Raw genomic sequence first — 853 nt, 5'->3', positions numbered from 1 at the left:
GTACAGGATCACGCCTCTGTCGGAATGGGGCGGCACGCCCAAGATGCCAGAGGTCAAGATCGACCCCAACATCGACATGAAGACGCCGCCGAAAATTCAGGTCGATACAATGCCGGCCGACAAATATTTCGCGCTCGGCGCCGAGCTCGTGAAGCTGCATCCGCCTCACGTGACCGATCAGCCGATCATCGCGCGCATGAAGCGGATCGGGTTCGAAGTCGGCAAAGGGTTCGATGCCACGAGGCTCGATCCCGTGGTTGCGGCAGCGCTCGACGGTGTGCCCGAAGCAGCGCGGCAATTGATGGCGTGGAAGACCCCCACCCTCGCCCGCGTCGTCAACAGTTGGTCGATGAACACCGATACGATGGGAGTCTACGGGAACTACTATTTGAAACGAGCCATCGTCGCGCAGCTCGGTCTCGGTGCGAACGTACCGGAGGACGCCATCTATCCGCTGAACCTCGCCGACGAGAGCGGCAAGCCGCTCGATGGCGCCAACCGCTACACAATCCGGTTCGAAAGGGGCACGACACCGCCGGTCGGCGCCTTCTGGTCGATCACCCTCTACGATCCAGAAGGATTCCAGGTCGGCAACGCGCTCAATCGGTTCGCGGTCAGCAGCTGGATGCCGTTCAAGACCGGCGCTGACGGCTCGTTGACGCTCTATTTTCAGAACGACAATCCGGGCGCCGACAAAGAAGCGAATTGGCTCCCGGCACCGAAGGGGCCGTTCAATCTGACGATGCGGCTCTATGCGCCAACGATGGAAGCGCTCACCGGCAAATGGAACCCGCCGGCAGTGGTGCGGAGTGAAACGCTGTCGACGCTCACAGTGCAATAGACAGGAATGGGC

At 61.2% G+C, this 853-nt stretch carries 1 protein-coding gene; it reads left to right on the top strand.

The genetic code is table 11. The annotated features are described in order from the left end of the window. A partial coding sequence (locus tag AC1DT3_RS22945; RefSeq protein WP_477467464.1) for a DUF1254 domain-containing protein occupies positions 1-841 on the top strand: 841 nt, incomplete at its 5' end. Positions 842-853: the final 12 nt, after the last annotated feature.

The sequence above is a fragment of the Microvirga sp. P4_G7 genome (assembly GCF_056401005.1).
The sequence above is the reverse complement of the archived record's forward strand: the minus strand, read 5'-3'. Positions and strand labels throughout refer to the sequence as shown.